The sequence below is a fragment of the Streptomyces humi genome, assembly GCF_001005085.2.
Taxonomy (GTDB): domain Bacteria; phylum Actinomycetota; class Actinomycetes; order Streptomycetales; family Streptomycetaceae; genus Streptomyces; species Streptomyces humi.
In genome coordinates this window covers 58,708-74,944 of sequence record NZ_LBMU02000039.1, presented here as the reverse complement: position 1 = coordinate 74,944, position 16,237 = coordinate 58,708, and the positions used below count along the sequence as shown (strand labels likewise).

Sequence of the window (16,237 nt, the reverse complement as noted above, 5' to 3'; positions counted from 1 at the left end):
CATTGACTCATGACTGATCACGAGCACGCCGCGACGGGTCCGGGACCCGGCCCCGGCCCGCGGCCCGCCCCGGGCACCGGGCCGTCGGATGCCGCGCCCGCCGCGACGGAGGCGACCGCGCCGGGGGCCGCCCCCGGTGCGCCCGCGGAACCGGCCGGGGAGGACTTCCCCCCGTTCCGGCGGGACCGCCGGCACAAGATGATCGCGGGCGTGTGCGCGGGGCTCGGGCGCCACACCGACCTGGACCCGGTGATCTTCCGTATCACCCTGGCCGTGCTGGCCGCGACCGGCGGCATCGGCCTCCTCTTCTACGGCTTCGCCTGGCTCTTCGTGCCGTACGAGGACGACGAGGAGAACGAGGTCCGCAAGCTGCTGACCGGCCGGGTCGACGGGCAGGCCCTGGCGGCCGTGCTGTTCGCCCTGGTCGGCTGCGGAGTGCTGCTGACGATGATCAAGAACGGCGGTGTGCTGGCCTTCGCGGTCGTCCTGTCCGTACTGCTGGCGGGGGCCGGGTACTGGTCGCGGCGGCGCGGTGCCCCCGACCCGGACCCGCTGTCCGCCCAGGCGGTCGCCGACGCCCCGCCGGAGGCCCAGGCCCCGCCGGTCCCGGTCTCCTACCCGTCGTGGTGGCGCGACCCGATCGTGAAGGACGGCACCCATGTCGGAGGCACCGGCTACCTGTGGGGTCCGGCCGACGTCCGCGGCCCCGACGCCCCGGGGATCGACTTCCGGCTCGGCACCCCGTGGGTCCACGGCCAGGACGTCTCCGCCCGCCGTGGCGCGCCCCCCGGGCCCCGGGGGCCCCGCGGACCGCACTGGATCGGCGGCTGGATCTTCCTGTTCGCGCTGCTGGCGGGCACCCTGGGCACAGGCCTGACCTGGGACACGCACCCTCTGGGCACCAGCCTCCAGGCCGGTCTGGCCGCGGCGCTGATCGTGTTCGGCGTGGGTACGGCGGTCAGCTCGTTCCTGGGGCGTACGGGGGCGGGCTCGCTGTTCCTGGCACTCGTCACGGCGGCGCTGCTGGCCGGGGCGACGGCCCTGCCGTCCGACATCACCACGCACTGGTCACGCGTGTCCTGGACCCCGGCGACGGCGGCCCAGGTGGCGTCGGAGTACGACCTGGGGACCGGGGTCGGCACCCTGGACCTGCGGCACATACGCGTCGCCGACGGACAGACGGTGTCGACGGCGGCCGAGGTGAGCGCCGGCCAGCTGAAGATCGTGGTGCCGGCGGACGTGACGGTGCGGATGCGCATCGACGTGGGGGTGGGCGACATCCAGTTGCCCGGTGACGACGAGAAGGACGTGGACGTGGAGCCGGGCAGGCACAAGGACGTGACGCTGCCGCCGGCGAGCGGCGCGAAGCACACGGGGACGCTGGACCTGGACCTCCGGGTCGGCGCCGGACAGGTGGAGGTGACCCGTGCTGCGGCATGAGTTCCAGCCCGGGCGGCTGATCGTCGGTGTCTTCCTGACGGCGTCGGGGATCGCCTACGCCGGCGACGCGGGCGGCCTCTGGCAGACCGAGTGGTTCGCGGTCATCCCGGCGATGGTGGCCGGTCTCGTGCTGGCCGCCGTGACGGCGTCCCTGACCCGGGCGATACGCAGGCGCCGCCGCACCACCGCCCGCCCGGGGGGTACGCCCTAGCCCAGTCCCCCGGACCGCTGTCGGCGCCGGGACCGGAGCATCGCGTCCAGGGAGAGGTAGGGGGCGCCGGCCAGGACCAGCGGGAGCCAGGCCATCAGGTAGGCGAGGTCGTTCCCGTAGTAGTACGGGGAGTTGGCCCAGCTGACCGTGAGCCAGAGGCTGAGCGAGATCAGCGCGCCGCCGAGGGCGGCGAGGCGGGCCAGCAGGCCGAAGAGGGTGCCGAGGCCGACGGCCACCTCACCGATGGCGATCGCGGTGCCGAAGCCGACCGGGTTCTTCAGGGCCAGGTCGACCAGGGCCGGGATGGCGGCGGAGTCCCGGACGGCGCGCATGGTGTCGCCGATGGATCCGGAGCCGCCGGACTTCAGGAAGGCGCTGTCGGTCAGCTTGTTCAGCCCGGCGTAGATGAAGGTGACGCCGAGGAAGATCCGCAGGGGAAGGAGGGCGTACCGGGTGGCGGTGTCCCGCAGGCCTCGGTCACCGTCGAGATAAGGGGAGTGCGTATCCGTACGAATGCCGTGAGTCATCGCCAGTAGCCGCCTCTCGCCGCCGTGCCCGGGCCCCTCAACAGACCATACGTACGACAGCGGCGACCGGCTCAATCCTTCTCGGGACGATTTTCCGAATTTCGGCTGGTCTTCGTCACCCGGGACAGTGGTGAAAGGTGGGCAAGGTGGGTCAGCGGCGAGCAGGCGCGGGCATCCGGTCCGCATCCGGTCCGTCACTCACCCCGCGGGTTCCGCTCGGGCGGTTCAGTCCGTCACCTCAACCACGCACCGGTTGGTGGCCACCCCGGCCGCCGTGACCACCTGGACCTCCACCGAACCGGGTTCCACCTCGGCGGGGACGGGGACGGTGAGGACGTCGTCCGTGGGGTTGCTGAAGCCACCGGCGACGGGGACCAGCGGGACGTGGACGTTGACGGCGCCGATGCGGACGACCATGCGGGAGAGCCGGTCGGCGGTCTGGGCGCCGGGCGGGACGAAGCCGGTGCCGCGGATCTCGATGTCGTCGCCGGTGCGGATCGGGGCGTCCAGGTCACCGGCCTCGCGGGCGCGGACCACGGAGAGGATCATCGGGCGGCCGCCCTCGGCGTACTTGCCGGCCAGGTAGGTCGCGGCGGAGATCAGCACCACCGTCGCGAGGCCCCAGGGCAGGTCGGGGAGCTGGTCGGGACGGCGGGCGAGGCGTACCGCGGCGAAGACCAGGGCGACGGCGCTGATCACGACGTACTGGATGTCGGCGAAGGTGCCCCGGCCAGAGTCGTCGGTGAGGAGGTCGGCGGCGCGCGGGCGGTGGGCGCGCACCTTCTGAAGGCGCTGGCCGAGGATCCGCAGTCCGACCACCCGGCGGACGAGCACGGCGATCCCGCTGACCACGGCGAGGACGGTCACCACACCGGCGCCGCGGGCCAGGTCGAGGCCGGAGATGAGGGCGTCCCGGTCGGCGGGCGAGGAGGCGGCGGCCAGGCGGCCGGCCAGGACGAGGACGGCGTAGGCGACGAGGAGAACCCAGGAGGCGGCGACGGTGCGGGAGGTGGACATGCGGTTGTCCTCACCGATGACGGGCGCGAGCACACCGCCGCGCGCCCGGTGGAACCAGGAGGCGGCGCTGACGGCGAGGGCCACGGTCACGGCGGCGAGCAGTCCCGCGGTGCGGGCACTGGTCCAGCCCGCGCCGATCGCGGTGAGGGCCTGGCCGAGGAGCAGCACCAGGACGGCGCCCCACACCGTGACCACGGTGCGCAGCCAGAGCCGGGCGAGCCAGGCCCCGCCCTCGGCGCGGCCGCGGTCGGCGACGGCCTCGGCGGACTGGGCCAGTTCCTCGGAGACCCACTGGCGGGAGGCGGAGGCCGAGTGGGCCACCGCCGCGGGCAGCCCCTGCCCTGCCGCGAACTCGTCCCGTTTGAGGAGGAATTCGGCGACCGCACGCCGATGCCCCTCGCGGGCTCCGTGCGGGCAGTCCCCGCACGCGCAGCCGCCGCCGTGGACACCCGAACCGGCGCCCTGCCTCGCCTCCTGCACCGCCACGTCCGACCCCAGCCTTCCCCACGCCCGGGGCACGGCGCGCGGGGCCCTCCCCGGGGCCGGACGACGCCGTGCAACTGCCATGTGTCGAGAGCGAATTGTGCCCTACGCCACGCCGTTCTCGGCCAGTGGGCCGGTCACGACGAGTGAAGGTACGGAGGACAGGTTGACCCGGCTGCGAGAATCCCCCCATGGCCGAGATCATCCAGCGGGACGGGACCTGGGCCTTCGACGGCAGTACGGTCCGGATCACGCCGGGCCGCCACCGGTCCGTACCGCTGTTCCGGCAGACCTACGGGGAGATCGTCGTACCCCTGGAGGCGGTGGCCGGGGTGGTGTACGAGCCGGAGCGCAAGCGGGGGCGGCTGCGGATGCGGCTGCGCGAGGGCGCGGACCCGTTGCTACAGGCGACCGGCGGCCGGCTGCCGGAGGCGGCGGATCCGTACCGGCTGACGGTGGACGCGGACCGGTCCGGGGTGGCCGAGTACGTCGCCGCGGAGATCCGCCAGTCGCTGCTGCTGGACCAGGTCCCGAGCGAGCCGACGGAGGCGTACCTGCTGCCGGGGCCGCCGGTGCCGGTGTCGGTGCGGTCCTCGGACGGGACGGTGTCCTTCGACGGCACCCGGGTCAGGATCGACTGGGCGGACACCTCGGACCGGGTGAAGCGGGCGACCGGGCCGCGGATCATCGGCGTCGGCGATCTGGTGCAGGTCGAGTGGCTGCCCAACTCCGGCCACGAGGACGGTTTCCTGCGGTTCGTGACCCGGGAGACGGTGTTCTCGAAACTGCCGGCGGAGCGCGACCCGTACGCGCTCGACCTGTGGGGCAGTGTCCGCCGCGATCTGCTGACGGCGCTGGTCGCGGCGGCGGTCACGGCCCGGCTGCCGCATCCGTCGGCCCGGCCGGCCACCGAGTGCGCCGACCGGGACCGGCCGCCGGTTCCCGTGCAGCGCCGGCCGGCCGACCACCACGACATGCTGCTGCGCCGGCTGCGGGAGCTGGGCGAGCTGCACCGGGACGGGGTGCTCACGGACGAGGAGTTCGCACGGACGAAGGCGGCCGTGCTGCGGGGTTTCTGAGCGGTGGGTCAGCTCAGCAGGTCCGGTTCGCTGCGGCTGATGTCCTGCCACAGCGGCTGGTAGTTGATCCAGGCCACCAGGTCGCCGCCGAGTTGTTCGCGGGTGGCGACGGCCAGTTTGTGGTCGATGAGCAGCGGGCGGCCGGCCGCCTTCGCGGTCAGCTGGACCTGCGCGGAGCGTTCCATCGACAGGAACCACCAGGCGGCCGCGTCGACGGAGTCGCCGACGGTGAGCAGCCCGTGGTTGCGCAGCACCAGCGCCTTGCGGGAGCCGAGGGCCGCGGCGATCCGGCGGCCCTCCTCGGCGTCGACGGCGACACCCGTGTAGGCGTCGTAGAGGGCGTGGTCCTCGTAGAAGGCGCAGCTCTCCTGGCTGATGGGGTCGAGCAGGTCGCCGAGGGCGGACAGCGCGCGGCCGTGCACGGAGTGGCAGTGGGCGACGGCGACGACGTCCGGGCGGGCCGCGTGCACCTGGGCGTGCACGGTGAAGGCGGCCTGGTTGACGTGGTAGCGGCCCTCGATGACCTGGCCGTCCTGGTTGGCCAGCACCAGGTCACTGACGGTGACGTGCTTGAACGGCATACCGAACGGGTTGACCCAGAAGCAGTTCGAGTACTCGGGGTCGCGGGCGGTGATGTGCCCGGACACACCGTCCTCGAGCCCGGCCCGGCCGAAGATCCGCAGCGCGCCCGCGAGCCGCTCCTTACGATGCCGGCGCTCGTCGTCGAGCGACTCGTGCATCGGCGGCATCGCGAACCGGAGCTGATCGGTGGGCAGCGGCAGGGGCGGCGTGGGCCCGTGCATAGGTCCTCCAGCACTGGGTTTGTGTTACGGGCGGAAGTTACCGCCGGTCAGTGCAGGAAAACAGAGCTGTTCCGTAAAGATGACGCGCGCGGGCAATTCACGACAGAAGATGTCGGGTATCGCTACGAGACTGGCACTCATGACGCGTACGAACTGGGCGGCCTTCACCGCCGCCGCGCCCGAGCTGGCGCACACCGCGCAGGAGCGCTTCGCCCCCTACCGGCACCACGTCCTCGCCACACTCCGCAAGGACGGTTCGCCCCGCACCTCGGGACTGGAGGTCCAGTTCCTGGACGGCGAACTCCGGTTCGGCATGATGCCGGACTCGGTGAAGGCCCTGGACCTGCTGCGGGACCCGAGGTTCGCGCTCCAGGCCAACCCCGGGGAGGGCACCGCGATGGGCGGCACCGGGGACATCCGGATCAGCGGCCGGGCGTACGAGGTGACGGACCCGGCGGTGAAGGGTCCGTACGCGCAAGAGGTGAAACCGCCCGAGGGGCCGTTCCACCTCTTCCGTACCGAGCTGACGGAGGTCGTGCGGACCTACGTGGAGGACGACACCTACCTGGTCGTCGAGTCCTGGCGGCCCGGTGGGCCGGTGCGCACGGTCAAGCGCACCTGAGCCCGGCCAGGCCCCGAAGCCCGGAACTCCCCGGGAGCCCGGGACGGGGCCTACTCCCACTCGATGGTGCCCGGCGGCTTCGAGGTGACGTCGAGGACGACGCGGTTGACGTCGCGGACCTCGTTGGTGATCCGGGTGGAGATCTTCGCGAGGACGTCGTACGGCAGACGGGACCAGTCGGCCGTCATGGCGTCCTCGGAGGAGACCGGGCGCAGCACGATCGGGTGGCCGTAGGTACGGCCGTCGCCCTGGACGCCGACGGAGCGGACGTCCGCGAGCAGCACCACGGGGCACTGCCAGATGTCGCGGTCGAGACCGGCCGCGGTGAGCTCCTCGCGGGCGATGGCGTCGGCGTCGCGGAGCAGGTCGAGCCGCTCCTTGGTGACCTCGCCGACGATCCGGATGCCGAGGCCCGGACCCGGGAAGGGCTGGCGCTGGACGATCTCCTCCGGCAGGCCCAGCTCCTGGCCGACCATCCGGACCTCGTCCTTGAAGAGCTTGCGGAGCGGCTCGATCAGCTTGAACTCGAGGTCCTCCGGCAGCCCGCCGACGTTGTGGTGCGACTTGATGTTCGCGGTGCCGGTGCCGCCGCCGGACTCCACGACGTCCGGGTAGAGGGTGCCCTGGACCAGGAACTCCACGGCCGGGCCCGCGTCCGCGATGATCTCGGCCTGGGCCTGCTCGAAGACGCGGATGAACTCGCGGCCGATGATCTTCCGCTTCTGCTCCGGGTCGGAGACGCCGGCCAGCGCGTCGAGGAAGCGGGCCTCGGCGTCGACGACGACCAGCTTGACGCCGGTCGCGGCCACGAAGTCCTTCTCGACCTGCTCGGTCTCGCCCTTGCGCATCAGACCGTGGTCGACGTACACGCAGGTCAGCTGGTCGCCGATGGCGCGGGCCACGAGGGCGGCGGCCACCGCGGAGTCGACACCCCCGGACAGGCCGCAGATCGCGCGCCTGTCGCCGACCTGCTCGCGGATCGCGGCGACCTGCTCGTCGATCACGTTGCCCGTGGTCCAGGTGGGCTTGAGGCCCGCGCCGCGGTACAGGAAGTGCTCCAGGACCTGCTGGCCGTGCGTGGAGTGCATGACCTCGGGGTGGTACTGGACGCCGTAGAGCTTCCGCTCGTCGTTCTCGAAGGCGGCGACCGGCACGACGTCCGTGGACGCGGTGACGGCGAAGCCCTCGGGGGCGGCGGAGCAGGCGTCGCCGTGCGACATCCACACGTGCTGCTCGGCGGGGGTGCCCTCGAACAGGGTGGAGGCCGACTTGGAGACGTGCAGGTCGGTGCGGCCGTACTCGCGGGCACCGGTGTTGTCGACGGTGCCGCCGAGGACCTGCGCCATCAGCTGGAAGCCGTAGCACATGCCGAAGACGGGGACGCCGGCCTCGAAGAGCGCGCGGTCCAGGCGGGGGGCGCCCTCCTCGTACACGGACGAGGGGCCGCCGGAGAGGATGATCGCCGCCGGGTTCTTGGCGAGCATCTCGGCGACCGGCATGGTGCTGGGCACGATCTCGCTGTAGACCCGGGCCTCGCGGACGCGACGGGCGATGAGCTGGGCGTACTGCGCGCCGAAGTCGACGACCAGGACGGTGTCGGGAGCGGCGGCAGCGGGAGTCGCTGATGACACGGGGTGCCTTCCGGCGGTCTGGGCGGGGGGTCTGTGCCATCGATTCTAACGGGGCTCGCCGGGACGGCTCCCGGATCAGGGTTCTGTGGCATACTCGCCCCCATGCTCACCCAGACGACCTTCCTGTTTACCTATGGCGACCGGCCCACCGGCTGCCATGGTCGTGCTGCTTGAGCAACTGACAAGCGACTTCCCCAGGCGCCCCGGGCCGACAAGGTCCGGGGCGCCTGGTGTTTCTCCGGATCGTGCCGGTCCGGACGGCCCCGTAGACCCCCGTGGACGAGGAGCCCGACATGACCGCTCTCGATGTGACCGGTGCCCGTACCCCCGAGGCCGCCGACGTGATCAGCGGTGCGCGCGAGCGCATCGACGCACTGGACGATCGGATCATCGGACTGATCCAGGAACGGATGGCCGTCTCCGCCGTCGTCCAGGAGGCCCGGATCGCCTCCGGCGGCCGGCGGGTGAACCTCTCCCGCGAGACGGAGATCCTCGGCCACTGGAGGGACGCGCTCGGCAGGCCCGGCACGGCCCTCGCGATGACGTTGCTGGAGCTGTGCCGGGGCCGGATCTGAGTCGGGCGGATCTGAGTTCGGTACGGCTCTCACCCGTACGGCGCGTGACCGGCACCCGGACCGCTTCGTTGGTGGGGTGTCCGTGCCAGCCAGGGGCGGGCCCGAAAGAACCACGCGTGGCTCGCTGGAGCGATGAGACGTACGGAACGTGCCGTGCGTCGTGGGACCTCGCTCCGGTCAAGTGACCGGACGGCAGGGGACAGCAGCCCGGTCACCCAAGATACGGCCGGCTCCGGGGACGCCCGGGGCCGACCGGCGGAAAATTGCAAAAATGCACAAGGGCTGGGTCAAACGGTTGCGGAGGCCGCGGACATCCAGCACGATGCAGAGAAGGCCGCCGAAGCCTTCGCGGTTCCCAAGTCCCAGTTCAGGCAACGGTATTGCCGTGTGCGGACCGTCCGCCAAAGGTCCAGACCCGCCGTACACCCCCAGTGCGCCGGGCGCCGACCCAGGGTCACGGACGGTGGTACAGGGCACAGAGACCAGCGGCGCAACCCCCCGGCGCCGCTCCCCGGCACCGACGCTGCCCTGACGTCGGTGCTGACGGAAGAAGGGCCCCGCGGCTCCGTCCCGCGGGGCCCTTCGCCTGTTCCCGGAGAACCCGGGTCAGGTACGGCTCAACGCGTTGCACCCCTCCGGTACCGCACCGATGTCGCGGCTGCGGTCGTACGGGTCCATGGACGGCCCTGTCGGGTCGGCGCCGCCCCCGCTGGACAGCTGTGACGGGAACTGCGGGTGCAGATAGCCGTCGTACACGTCGCAGGACGAGTTGCCCGCGGACTCGTCGTAGCGGACGAGGTTCAGCCGGCCGGGGGTGACCCGGTAGTGCGCGGGGTCGGACAGCTCGGTGTCGACGACGCGCCGCACGATGGTGCGGGCGACCTCGGTGGAGCCGTCGGCGGGCACCACCGGGTAGACGAAGGTGTAGTCGGCGTGCACGGCCACGCCCTCGAACTTGCCCTGCTTGAAGGTGATCCGGCCGCGCACCTTGATGACCTTCCCGGCCGGCCGCACCTCCTTCGGGTCGAAGCGGCTGAAGAGGAACAGCGGGTCGTGGGTCTTGCTGGGGCTGCGCAGTGAGGTGTTCAGGTCGTCGAGCACGCCGGGCTGTTCCGGGTCGAGCACCGAGAGCGCGGTCTCGGGGCGGGCGCCGGCCACCACCTTCGGGTTGAGGTTGGCGTCGATCAGCAGCTTCCTGGTCTGCTGGAGGGCCAGTTCGACGCGGGCCTTGGGGATCGCGCCGAGCGCGGTGGCCTTCGGCAGCACGATGCCGGCCGCGCCGTCGGCCCAGCGCAGCGCCGGTGAACCGGCGAACGGGTGGGCGAGGGTCGGGGTGTCGCGGGCGACCGCGGAGGGCGGTGCCGTCGGCGCGGCGGTCTCGTCGGGGAGGGACGAGGTGGCGGTGTCCGTGCCCGAGGACGTGCCGGTGAGCGAGCCGATCGGATCACCGGGGATCAGGGACGGGCGCATCGCCACGACGGCCAGCGCGATCGCCAGCGGCACACCGACGAACGCCCACCCCTTGCGGCGTCTGGCCGCCCGCCCGTTCATCTCCTGCCAGGCGGGCCCGGTCCGCCACCCCTCGGGCTCCCCCTTCCGCCCCTTGAGCCGCTCGGTCACCTCGCGGGCGCGGGCGGAGGGCTCCTTGGGGGCGGACTTGCGGATGTCCCGCTCGTTGTCACGCATGAACTGTTCCCACACCTCGTCAGGTATGGGGGAGGACGACGACGGCTCGTCCCCCGGCGACTGCTCGGACCGTCTGTCAGACATGACACTCTCTCGCTCGGCCGTTCGACGGAGGTGAGAATAACCACCCCACCGAACGACCAGGTGAAGTGACGACCGTCACATAAGGATTCTGTGAATGTGGACGCAACCATTCACAGCATTCACCGGTCACATCACCGGAACCTGCGGTCACATCCGCCCGCCGCACCTGAGTCACGGGGGTCCTTGCATGAAGCTTCGTCGCGCCATGGCCGCGGCAGCCGCCACGGCTGTCATCGCGCCGCTCGCCCTGCTGTCCGCGCCGGCCGCGTTCGCGGAGGACACCGCGACGCCGACGGCGACGGAGAGTGCGCCCAGCGAGATACCCAGCGACTCGGCGTCGCCCTCTCCGTCCGACTCCGTGGCACCGACCGACAGCGCCTCGGCGTCCGAGTCCGCGTCGGCCTCCGCCTCGCCCAGCGACAGCGCGAGCGCCAGCGCCTCCGCGTCGGCGTCCGCCTCGACGGAGCCCTCCGAGTCGGCCGAGCCCAGCGAGGACCCGTCCGACCCGGACGTGCCGTACTGCGAGGACCTCGACGAGAACTTCGCCAACGCCAAGGTGTCCGCCGACATCAAGGGCCTGCCCGGCAAGATCGTCGCGGGCGACGGCTTCCACGCCTTCAAGCTGACCGTGACGAACGAGTCGAAGACGGACGTGGACGGTGTCGCCTTCTACGCCGAGATCGAGAACTACGAGCTGGACGAGTCGAAGTACCTCAGCCCGTACGTCGACCTGGAGTTCAAGAACCCCGACAGCGGCTCCTGGGACCGGATCGGCAGCGACGACTGGGCCGGCGACTACTTCTTCTACGTGGAGAAGCTGAAGTCGGGCGCGAGCAAGTCGGTCGACCTGCGTGTCTCCATCGACGCCAAGGCGCCCGCCGGTGACGCCTACTCCTTCGGCTCCGGTGCCTACCTCGACAAGGTCGACGGCCAGGACTGCATCGCCGAGGGCTGGGCCCAGTACGACTTCACGGTCCTCAAGGCCGGCTCGTCCAACCCCGACCCGGGTACCGCCACGCCGAGCGACAACGGCAGCAAGGACTCCGTGAAGAAGCCCCAGGGCAACGTCTCCGACCTGCCGACCGGCAACCTCGCGGAGACCGGCTCCAGCTCGGCGCTCCCGGTCATCGGCCTGGTCGGCGGGGCCGCCGTGGTGGCCGGCGCGGCCGCGGTGTTCGTGGTGCGCCGCCGGAAGGCCGGCGCCGGCGCATAGACAAGGTCGCCCGGACCGTCGTGACACGGCGGCCGCGCACCCGATGAAGAGGGACCTGGGCTCGGAGGGGGGCTCAGGTCCCTCTTCGGTGTGTGGCCACCTGATCGGGTCGGTGTGCGGCCGCCTGACCGGCTACTTCTTCGGGGGTACCGCCGGGATCCCCAGGAACGGCAGTCGCAGGGCGCCGAACGCCTCCGCCGGGACCGCCGGTTCGTTCGGCTCGACCGGGCGCAGGCGCCGGTACGCCTCGCCGTGCGGCGGCCGCGGGTCCGGCTCGCCCTTGTTGGGCCAGTACGACATCGCGCGCTCGGCCTGTGCCGTGATGGTGAGGGACGGGTTCACCCCCAGGTTCGCGGAGACGGCGGCGCCGTCCACGACCGAGATGCCCGGGTGGCCGTACAGCCGGTGGTAGGGGTCGATGACCCCGGTCTCCCGGGAGTCGCCGATCGGGCAGCCGCCGAGGAAGTGGGCGGTGAGCGGGGTGCCCATCAGCTCGCCGACGTTGCTGCCGGCGAAGCCGTTGATCTCGGCGGCGAGCACGGTGGCCGCCTCCGAAGCCGCCCTGATCTGCTTGGGGTTGGGCGCGCCGTGCCCCTGCCGGGCGGTGAGCAGGCCCTTGCCGACGCCGTCCGGTTTCAGGTAGGTCGTCAGGGAGTTGTCCAGGGACTGCATGACGAGGCCGATGATGGTCCGCTCCGACCAGCGCCGGTTGGAGAGCGAGCGCAGCACCAGGAGCGGGTGCCGGGCCGCGTTCGCCAGCCAGCCGAGGACCCGGGAGGAGCCGTCCGCGTACGGCACCTGGAGGATCGACAGACCGCCCATCGCGTTGGAGCCCTTGCCGTACCTGACCGGCTCGATGTGCGTGTTCTCGTCCGGATGGATGGAGGACGTGATCGCGACGCCCTTGGTGAAGTCGGCCTTCGGGGTGCCGTGCGCCCTGCGGTAGCGGCGGTCGTCGGTCTGGGCGCCCACCAGGGCCTCGGAGTTGGTCCGGGTGAGGTCGCCCAGCCGGTCCGAGAGATACGGGAGCTGGCCGCCCGCCTTCATCCGGTGCAGGAGGGTCTGGGTGCCGTACGTGCCGGCGGCGACGACGACCCGGCGCGCCTTGAAGATCCGGCCCTCCGCCTTCTTCCTGTCGTCCGTGGGGAGGGTCGCGACCGCGTAGCCGCCCTGGGAGTCGTCGGTGACGGAGACGACGGTGGTCATGGGGTGGACGACCGCGCCCGCCCGTTCGGCGAGGTGCAGGTAGTTCTCGTTGAGGGTGTTCTTCGCGCCGTGCCGGCAGCCGGTCATGCACTCGCCGCACTCGGTGCAGGCGTTGCGGGCGGGGCCCGCGCCACCGAAGTAGGGGTCGTCCACCGGGTCGCCGGGGGCCGCCTTCGACTCGCCGTCGGCGTCCTTGCCGTCGCCGAAGAAGACGCCGACCGGGGCGAGGTGGAAGGAGTCGCCGACGCCGAGTTTCTCCGCCGCCGCCTTCAGGTGGACGTCGGAGGGGGTCATGGTGGGGTTGAGCCGCACCCCGAGCATGCGCTGGGCCTGGTCGTAGTACGGCTTCAGCTCGTCCTGCCAGTCCGTGATGTCACGCCACTGGGGGTCGTCGAAGAAGGGCTTCGGCGGGATGTAGAGGGTGTTGGCGTAGTTGAGCGAGCCGCCGCCCACCCCGGCGCCCGCCAGGACCATGACGTTGCCGAGGAGGTGGATGCGCTGGATGCCGTAGCAGCCGAGCTGCGGGGCCCAGAGGTAGTTCTTCATGTCCCAGGAGTTCTTGGGGAGGGTGTCGCGGGTGAAGCGGCGGCCGGCTTCCAGGACGCCGACGCGGTAGCCCTTCTCCGTGAGGCGGAGGGCGGTGACGGAACCGCCGAAGCCTGAGCCGACGACTATGACGTCGTAGTCGTAGGTGTCCTGGGGCACGGGTGCTCCTCGTTGAGTTTCGCGTGCGGGCCGTCAGTGGTGGATCGCGCGGTTCCCCGCGCCTCCGAGGGGCGTCTCAGCGCAGCCTCAGTGCCTTCATCACCCGGAGACTGGTGCTCATGAACTGGGCGTACTTCTCGTCGTCCATGCCCAGTGAGGGGGCCATCGGCAGCAGGCGCTGCTGGGCCACCGTCTGGGCCTCCGTGTACTTGAGGATGCCCTCCGAGCCGTGCCGGCGGCCCAGGCCCGAGTCCTTCATGCCGCCCATCGGGGACTGGACACTGCCGTAGGCCGGGGCGTAGCCGTCGTTGACGTTCACGGTGCCGGTGCGCAGGCGGGCGGCGACGGCGCGGCCGCGGCCGCCGTTCTTCGTCCAGACCGAGGAATTGAGGCCGTACGGCGTGCCGTTGGCGTGCTCGATCGCCTCGTCGTCCGTCTTGAAGCGGTAGACGGAGACGACCGGACCGAAGGTCTCCTCCGTGCAGACGGCCATCGCGTCCTCGACGCCGTCGAGGATGGTGGGCTCGTAGAAGTAGGGGCCGATGTCGGGGCGGGCGGTGCCGCCGGCCAGGACGGTCGCGCCCTTCTCCACGGCCTCCGCCACGTGCCGGGTGACGGTCTCCAACTGCCGTTCGCCGACCAGGGATCCCATGTCGGCGCCGTAGGCGAGGGAGCGGCCGAGGCGCATGGCCCTGGTACGGGCGGCGAAGCGCTCGACGAAGGCGTCGGCGATCGACTCGTGGACGTACAGCCGCTCGATGGAGATGCACAGCTGGCCCGCCGAGGAGAAGCAGGCGCGGACCGCGCCGGCGGCCGCCTTCTCGATGTCGGCGTCCTCCAGGACCAGCATGGCGTTCTTGCCGCCGAGTTCGAGGGAGACACCGACGAGGCGGGCCGCGGCGCCCTGGGCGACCTCTCGGCCGGTGCGGGTGGAGCCGGTGAACGAGACGTAGTCGGCGTGCCGGACGACCTCGGGTCCGACGACCGGACCGTCCCCGATGACGACCTGGAAGACGTCGGCGGGCAGGCCGGCCTCGATGAGCAGGTCACGCGCCCACAGGGCGGTCAGGCAGGTCTCGGTGTCGGGCTTCATGACGACCGCGTTGCCCGCGACGAAGGCGGGGAGCGCGTCGCCGACGGAGAGTTCGAGGGGGTAGTTCCAGGGGGCGATCTGGCCGACCACGCCACGCGGGTGGCGCAGTTCGGTGACCTTGGTCAGGGTGGGCATGGCGCCCGTGTGCCGCTTGGGCCTGAGGTAGGCAGGGGCCTTGCGGCCGTAGTGGCGGGAGGCGACGGCGACGGCCTGGACCTCCTCGTGGGCGTGCAGGCGGGCCTTGCCGGTCTCCAGCTGGATGAGGTCGAGGACCTCGGCCTGCCGTTCCAGGATCAGGTCGTGGAAGCGGAGCAGGACGGCGGCGCGCTGCCGTACCGGCACCTTGGCCCAGACGGCCTGGGCGGCGCGGGCCGCGTCGAAGGCCTTCGCCACGTCCTCGGGGGTGGACTCGGGCAGGTCGGCCAGCTTCTCGCCGGTGAACGGCGTGTGGTTGGCCGTGCGTCCGGAGCCGACGACGCCCTTGGTGAGCTGGGCGACCAACTCGGGCGTGACCACGTCGGCGGCCGTTCGGGCCCCCGCGGGGGCGGGAGCGAGGGGGTTCGTGCCGGTGGGGGCCGGTGCGTGCGCCGGGGCCTGCGAGTCCGTCATGAGCCGCAGGGTATTCGGGAGCGAAGCCTTTGGGTACCCGTGGGTAACCCGGTTTCACGGAGTACACACACGCCGCCAGTGATCACTGGCAGGGAATGCGCTGATCAGGAGGTCGGACGGGGACGATCAGCGCGCTCCGGTTTTTTGGCGAGGAGGAGACCGAGGGCGGCGAGCGGGGTGAGGCGGCGTGGTTCCGCAGCCGACCGGGCCGGTCCGGCCGTCGCCTCCGGTCCGGCCGTCGCCTCCGGTCCGGCTGTGGCCACCGGTCCGGCTGTGGCCACCGGCTCGGCTGTCGCCTCCGATCCGGCCGTCGCCACCGGTTCGGCCGTCGCAGCCGGGGCAGGGACCGGGGCCGGTGCCGACGAGGGCTCGGTCACCCACGCGGGAAGGTCCGTGCCGGCGGCCTCGGCCAGCACCGCGGCGGCGTCGACGGCCGTCGGCCGGGCCTCGGGGTCGGGAGCGAGGAGTTCTTCGAGCAACGCCCCGAGGGCACCGTCCGCGTGCGCCCCGGGGGCACCGTCCGCGTGCGCCCCGAGGGCACCGTCCGCGTGCCCCCCGAGGTCGCCGTCCGCGTGCGCCACGGTGGCACGGAGCAGCGCGCCCAGGGACCACAGGTCGGAGGCCGGCCCGGCGGCTCCGCGCTCCTCGCCGTACTCGGGGGCGACGAACCCGCCGGACCCCGGCCCGGCGCCGGTACCGAAGTCGGTGACGACGACACGCTCGCCGTCCGCCGCGAGGAGCACGTTGGACGGCTTGAGGTCCCGGTGCACGATCCCGACGCAGTGCGCGGCGTGCAGCGCGCCGAGCACGGCGAGCGCGACACGGGCGGCCTCGGCGGGCGGCAGCGGGCCGTCGGCGGCGAGGGCCGTCTCCAGGGACCGGCCGTCCACCAACTCCATGACGACCCAGGGCAGTTCGTCTTCCAGGAAGACGTCGTGAATGGTGACGGCGGCCGGGTGGTCGACGCGGGCGGCGGCGCGGGCCTCGTGCAGCAGGCGATGCGCGGCGCGTTGCCGTTCCTCGCCGTCCGGATCGCCGGACAGCCGCGGCTCCTTGACGGCGACGGCGCGGCCGTCCTGCTCGTCACGGGCGCGCCACACGGTGCCGGCCGGCCCGGAGCCGACGGGCTCGGCGAGCCGGTAGCGCCCGCCGATCAGACGTCCCTCGACCGGCTGTTCGCCGTCATCGCTCATGGCACATGAGTACCTTGCACACCATGCCGTTGTCGAAGCGGCGCGGTCAGAGGCCCGCGG

At 72.2% G+C, this 16,237-nt stretch carries 14 protein-coding genes; 6 read left to right on the top strand and 8 right to left on the bottom strand.

Annotated elements, in window-relative coordinates; genetic code table 11:
• The first annotated feature begins 9 nt into the window (after positions 1-9).
• Positions 10-1,440, top strand: a complete 1,431-nt coding sequence (locus tag AAW13_RS18195; protein ID WP_046733133.1) for a PspC domain-containing protein — start codon at positions 10-12, stop codon at positions 1,438-1,440.
• Positions 1,427-1,651 carry a hypothetical protein gene (locus AAW13_RS18190; RefSeq protein WP_046733132.1) on the top strand — a complete coding sequence of 75 codons (225 nt, stop codon included), beginning with the start codon at positions 1,427-1,429 and terminating at the stop codon, positions 1,649-1,651. Before AAW13_RS18195 ends, AAW13_RS18190 begins: the two co-directional genes overlap by 14 nt.
• Here the strand turns inward: AAW13_RS18190 and AAW13_RS18185 are convergent.
• Entirely contained in the window at positions 1,648-2,178 is a 531-nt protein-coding gene (locus AAW13_RS18185) for a DoxX family protein (protein WP_046733131.1), read from the bottom strand. The two genes, AAW13_RS18190 and AAW13_RS18185, sit on opposite strands and share 4 nt — an antisense overlap.
• A 225-nt stretch (positions 2,179-2,403) precedes the next feature.
• Complete coding sequence (locus AAW13_RS18180) at positions 2,404-3,681, bottom strand: hypothetical protein (protein ID WP_046733130.1); 1,278 nt, start codon at positions 3,679-3,681, stop codon at positions 2,404-2,406.
• A gap of 188 nt (positions 3,682-3,869) precedes the next feature.
• Here AAW13_RS18180 and AAW13_RS18175 point away from each other — a divergent pair, with 188 nt between their 5' ends.
• Complete coding sequence (locus AAW13_RS18175) at positions 3,870-4,757, top strand: DUF4429 domain-containing protein (RefSeq protein ID WP_046733129.1); 888 nt, start codon at positions 3,870-3,872, stop codon at positions 4,755-4,757.
• Positions 4,758-4,765: 8 nt separating this feature from the next.
• Here the strand turns inward: AAW13_RS18175 and AAW13_RS18170 are convergent, their stop codons facing one another.
• Positions 4,766-5,560, bottom strand: coding sequence for a class II aldolase/adducin family protein (locus tag AAW13_RS18170; RefSeq protein WP_046733128.1), 795 nt, complete (start codon positions 5,558-5,560; stop codon positions 4,766-4,768).
• Positions 5,561-5,699: 139 nt separating this feature from the next.
• Here AAW13_RS18170 and AAW13_RS18165 point away from each other — a divergent pair, with 139 nt between their 5' ends.
• Positions 5,700-6,182, top strand: a complete 483-nt coding sequence (locus tag AAW13_RS18165) for a pyridoxamine 5'-phosphate oxidase family protein (RefSeq protein ID WP_046733127.1) — start codon at positions 5,700-5,702, stop codon at positions 6,180-6,182.
• 50 nt (positions 6,183-6,232) lie between these two features.
• On the opposite strand, the gene guaA is transcribed toward AAW13_RS18165, so the two are convergent.
• Positions 6,233-7,813 carry a glutamine-hydrolyzing GMP synthase gene (gene guaA, locus AAW13_RS18160; protein ID WP_046733126.1) on the bottom strand — a complete coding sequence of 527 codons (1,581 nt, stop codon included), beginning with the start codon at positions 7,811-7,813 and terminating at the stop codon, positions 6,233-6,235.
• A gap of 293 nt (positions 7,814-8,106) precedes the next feature.
• Between guaA and AAW13_RS18155 the strand changes: the two genes are divergently transcribed.
• Positions 8,107-8,388 carry a chorismate mutase gene (locus AAW13_RS18155; protein ID WP_046733125.1) on the top strand — a complete coding sequence of 94 codons (282 nt, stop codon included), beginning with the start codon at positions 8,107-8,109 and terminating at the stop codon, positions 8,386-8,388.
• A gap of 606 nt (positions 8,389-8,994) precedes the next feature.
• On the opposite strand, the gene AAW13_RS18150 is transcribed toward AAW13_RS18155, so the two are convergent.
• On the bottom strand, positions 8,995-10,158 hold the full coding sequence (locus AAW13_RS18150) for a hypothetical protein (protein ID WP_046733124.1): 1,164 nt from the start codon (positions 10,156-10,158) through the stop codon (positions 8,995-8,997).
• 187 nt (positions 10,159-10,345) lie between these two features.
• On the opposite strand from AAW13_RS18150, the gene AAW13_RS18145 reads away from it, so the two are divergent.
• On the top strand, positions 10,346-11,371 hold the full coding sequence (locus AAW13_RS18145) for an LAETG motif-containing sortase-dependent surface protein (protein WP_046733123.1): 1,026 nt from the start codon (positions 10,346-10,348) through the stop codon (positions 11,369-11,371).
• Between the two features lie 132 nt (positions 11,372-11,503).
• Here the strand turns inward: AAW13_RS18145 and AAW13_RS18140 are convergent, their stop codons facing one another.
• The 3 genes from AAW13_RS18140 to AAW13_RS18130 form a co-directional block, all read right to left on the bottom strand.
• A complete protein-coding gene (locus AAW13_RS18140) occupies positions 11,504-13,282 on the bottom strand; it encodes a GMC family oxidoreductase N-terminal domain-containing protein (RefSeq protein WP_046733122.1) in 1,779 nt (592 codons plus the stop codon).
• Between the two features lie 76 nt (positions 13,283-13,358).
• A complete protein-coding gene (locus tag AAW13_RS18135) occupies positions 13,359-14,984 on the bottom strand; it encodes a succinic semialdehyde dehydrogenase (RefSeq protein ID WP_046733121.1) in 1,626 nt (541 codons plus the stop codon).
• Between the two features lie 104 nt (positions 14,985-15,088).
• Complete coding sequence (locus tag AAW13_RS18130) at positions 15,089-16,177, bottom strand: serine/threonine-protein kinase (RefSeq protein ID WP_046733120.1); 1,089 nt, start codon at positions 16,175-16,177, stop codon at positions 15,089-15,091.
• Between the last annotated feature and the right edge of the window lie 60 nt (positions 16,178-16,237).